Source organism: Neobacillus drentensis (assembly GCF_036965245.1).
Lineage (GTDB): Bacteria > Bacillota > Bacilli > Bacillales > Cytobacillaceae > Neobacillus > Neobacillus drentensis_G.
Genome location: NZ_JBALPG010000218.1, coordinates 1 through 4,013 on the forward strand (window position 1 = coordinate 1; position 4,013 = coordinate 4,013).

Sequence of the window (4,013 nt, forward strand, 5' to 3'; positions counted from 1 at the left end):
GTAAGAATTAAAATAGTCATTAATCGAAGTGTGTAGTTTAATACTTAATCGTTCTTCAATGTCCATCAAATGGTGCTTAGTATTTTTTTCAACAGGTTTCCACAAAATCTCCTCTTCATCATCCATTTCACCTTGATAAATGAATGATTCAACATCTTCATTGTATGATGTTTTAAATAGAAAATCTAAACCTTTGTCAAAGTATTCTTTTCTTAAATTGAAATATTTGTTCATAGCATCTTTCATTGTCAATGAAATCACCTTCACTTTTCTAAGAATTTTTCTAATAGTTCAGCATATTTTTGGTCATTTCCCCAAACCCCTGCGGCTTTCTCAGCATTATGAATACCACCTAAACCAGGATGTAGTTTTGAAGGCACCGCAACCGCTTGACCCCCACCACCAATATGATGGTGTATAAGAGTATCATTATACAATTCTTTTAAATCATATTGAGGAAAATACTTTCTAAATGTCGGATTGTTTATAGGCGTGAAACCTAATTCTATTTTTTGTTTATTTGACTTATTAAAAGCTTCTGGGTGCTTCTCTAACATCTCTTTCCAATAAAGATCTTTATCACGTAACCAACCTTCTGCGTTTGTATTTTTTTGCCCCTTACCAACATAAGGCATCTCAACAATTAACCGCTGATCAGCAGTATATTTAGCTTCTAGCTTACTTAAATCAGCACCACGGTAGGCTCTAATAGGATCATCAATATCGCCCATCTTCTTAACCGCTTCACCCGTACCCTTTCCCTCAACCTTCACCGCAAACTTACTAACAACATCCTCAATACTCTCCTGAACAATCTTAGGATTTGTTACTTTCCATGGCATAGGGCCACCTGTGCTGTAGACGACGTTATGGTCTGGGTTGACCAGCTTTTTCATTCCGCCTACTACGCCATCCATGAAAATAACGGCTCCGCCCTTGACGCCCTTTACAAACTGAAGAGTCCCCTTCTTGAAACCTTCAAAGACCTTATTGTTCTTGACGAGGTCATCTACCTTTACTTTTATTGTATCAGAAACCGGCTTTGGTTTTGAGTCAGGAATTTTGCTGGTCAGCTTTGATATCTTTGAAAGTTTAGTGGCCATCCCCACAATAGGTATGAATGAGGAAGCCGCATTTCCTGTTACGTACATGATACCTTCCTCTTCATAGGTATCCGAGATCGATTGAGAGATAGATTCAACTACGCCGATCGGGTCCTTGATCGCTTCGACGAGTGCTTCGGTGTATTGATCGATTCTTTTATTCGCTGCTTTATTGATGAAGTCAGGCTCAATAGTATCTGGAATCACACTGGATACCGCTACGATCCCCACGTCTATTACGAGTGTTGCCAATCCAGTTACAATGGAGTACAGACCGACAGCTACTCCTCTCAGAAGATCAAATATATCCTTTGACATATCCTCGATTGCATCCCACATGCCCTCAAAAATGCTCGTATACTTGTACTTCATTTTTAAAGCTTTAACTTGATATTGATCATCGACGATTTCAAAGTTCTTCACTTTCGAGTTATACAGACGCCAAAGCTGTTCCATTTTGTTGTCGAGGGATCTTTGTGAAGATTGGATTTCGCGGCGGATCATTTGCAGCTTTGCTTGATTGCTTCTGCTTTTTTCTATCTCCCTTTCTTTCTCTTCGTCTGATAAGAAAAAGGTAGGGAACGGCTCCCTGTTCGCCGTCAGGTATGCTTTCGGCAAGTTATTCATAATGCCGGTTTCCATCTGCTGTAGGTTAATCCAAATATCATTCCGATCGACCCTCATCATCGCATGTCTCGCTAAAGGTGTAATATAGGCCGTTGTTTCCCCTACATAATTTTCGAATAAGGACAAGAGATCGTTTACTTGCTCTTGATAGTCTTTTATATAATTCTGCGAATCTTGTATTCTTTCCTCCCAGGCATCGATGCTTTCCCCTCGATTTTCTGCGATGACAGCTGAAATTTTAGCCAAGGACGAATGCATCGTATTCAGTGCATTTTTATAGACATGCAGCTGTTCGATGATTCCGTCCAGAATGCCATAATTGATTTTTAGATCGTTCTTCATTTCGAACCACTCCTGATCACTTGGCCAATCTTCTCATCTGTTTCTTTCATTTTAGCCACTAAAATTTCTCCCGCTTGATGGATGGCATCCAGATTCTCAAGTAATTTCGTATTGCTGTCATCATTCATATTGTCCAAGAGAGCATCCATTTCCTCGACAAAATCGGAGTTAAAGCTTTTTAACTGGCCTCTGGTAGAGGAACGAAAATTATTTGTGTAACTATCAAACTCTTGAATGCTTGCTTTAAGAGAACTTAACGCCGCTTGAAGCTCAATTATATTCAATTTGATGTCTTGGTTTGCCATCTACATTCTCTCCTATACCTTATCGAAATTGGACGGATTGGATGGTCGAAATCAGCTGGTCGATCTCTGAGATCATTTCATCCACAATCCCCCGCATTTCCTCGTGTACGGAGGCATTCTCAAAATCCATCTCTTCAAAGTTCTGCTTGATTTCATCTCTTGCATCTCTTAGATTATTGATGATTCCGAAATCCCATCCCCCATAGACGAGATTGTGACAAAAATCATAATCATATAACCGCATTAACGCTCACCTGCTTTTACTTTTGAATTATTTCACTTTGGAGCTTCTTCATGTCCTCTGAAGAAAATTCAATCGATTTCATGCCTTTATCCACAATCATTTCCTTTTTCATCAGCAGTTCAAAGGACTCTTCCATTTCGTCTTTAAAACCAACATGGACGACACTCTTGATTAATGGGTAAGTAAAGTAGATGACCGTGTCTTTTTTTATTTCCCCCAATGGATACACAACTCCTGCATAAGGAAAATATGATTGGTACCCTTTTGGCGCGATAAATCTGCCCTTGATCACGACTTTTACAGGTTTGGAGCTCGACGGGTCCGGTTTGAAAAAATTTGGATCTAATTCAACTACAGAGCCTAATGGCAATACCTCACGCATGATTTCGATGGAACTGGACAAGTAATTAACATAAGAAGCATCATCCAATGAAAACTGCTGATTTAAATAGGTGATCGTATGTACATGATGTTCTTTCCTGTATGAAATATCGATACCTTGACTAAATAAATCTAAAGATGCAAGTCTTTGTCTGTACGCATCATTCAGATGTTCAAAAATCGATTCGTCTTCCAGGAATGTATCCGCAAACTCATTGATGACTGGCCCAAACTCCAATGGTACTGTGCTGTCTGATGAGTAAATCAGCTGATGGATTTTTTCCATTGCCAATGCTTTTAATTGTTTTTTCCTGTTTACTCTCAACAAATGTTTCCCTCCTACTTTCTTCATTTAGATGAAACGAACTTTTTGCTATATACTCAATAATTTATAAACATTTACCTATTTTAGGAAAATATTACTTTTATATTCATTTAGAACGAAACTTTATAGATCGGGCATAATTAACTCTAATATATTGGGAAATTGCTTTGTTGATAGAGAAATTCACAACTATGTAACTAATGGTTAAAAATGTAAATGCATATCACATATTTTACTAAACTACGGTTCTTTTCTACAAGAATTTTAGGAAATTTACGGTAAAAATAGGAAGAAATGCCTAGAATACCCTATTCTTTTTCATTAGCTGTGATGGAATTTGGCAAAAAAGCAGGAGAGCGGGTATAAGTGGACCCAGCACTCAAGTGCAGCAGGTGTTGGTATTGGCTTAGGAACTGTTTTCCTTCTTTGTGCAGCTTTTTTTGCAGGCAACAACCAAAAGAACTCAAAGACACAGTAATTATATTGCTGTGTCTTCGACTTTTAATTGAAAACTCGAGTATTCAGCCTAATAATTTGTTGAATACAAAAAAAGAGGTGCAACAGCACCCCCCGTTCTTAAACTTAAGCACTCCGTTTGTTTAAGTACATTTCTTTACAAATTCCTATCCTTAATTTAATTATATTAGATCTTTTAGTAACATAGCCATTCTACTATTGCTTTAATC

General features: G+C 37.9%; 5 protein-coding genes. All 5 read right to left on the reverse strand.

What is annotated here, in order from left to right; genetic code table 11:
• A partial coding sequence (locus V7150_RS25680) for a SecY-interacting protein Syd (RefSeq protein WP_335523961.1) occupies positions 1–234 on the reverse strand: 234 nt, incomplete at its 3' end.
• Between the two features lie 29 nt (positions 235–263).
• A complete protein-coding gene (locus tag V7150_RS25685; RefSeq protein WP_335523948.1) occupies positions 264–2,072 on the reverse strand; it encodes a hypothetical protein in 1,809 nt (602 codons plus the stop codon).
• Positions 2,069–2,377, reverse strand: coding sequence for a hypothetical protein (locus tag V7150_RS25690; protein WP_335523953.1), 309 nt, complete (start codon positions 2,375–2,377; stop codon positions 2,069–2,071). The genes V7150_RS25685 and V7150_RS25690 overlap by 4 nt, the downstream gene beginning before the upstream one ends.
• 19 nt (positions 2,378–2,396) lie before the next feature.
• Entirely contained in the window at positions 2,397–2,621 is a 225-nt protein-coding gene (locus tag V7150_RS25695) for a hypothetical protein (protein ID WP_335523957.1), read from the reverse strand.
• A gap of 16 nt (positions 2,622–2,637) precedes the next feature.
• Positions 2,638–3,330 carry a DUF4176 domain-containing protein gene (locus V7150_RS25700; RefSeq protein WP_335523959.1) on the reverse strand — a complete coding sequence of 231 codons (693 nt, stop codon included), beginning with the start codon at positions 3,328–3,330 and terminating at the stop codon, positions 2,638–2,640.
• Positions 3,331–4,013 lie beyond the last annotated feature (683 nt).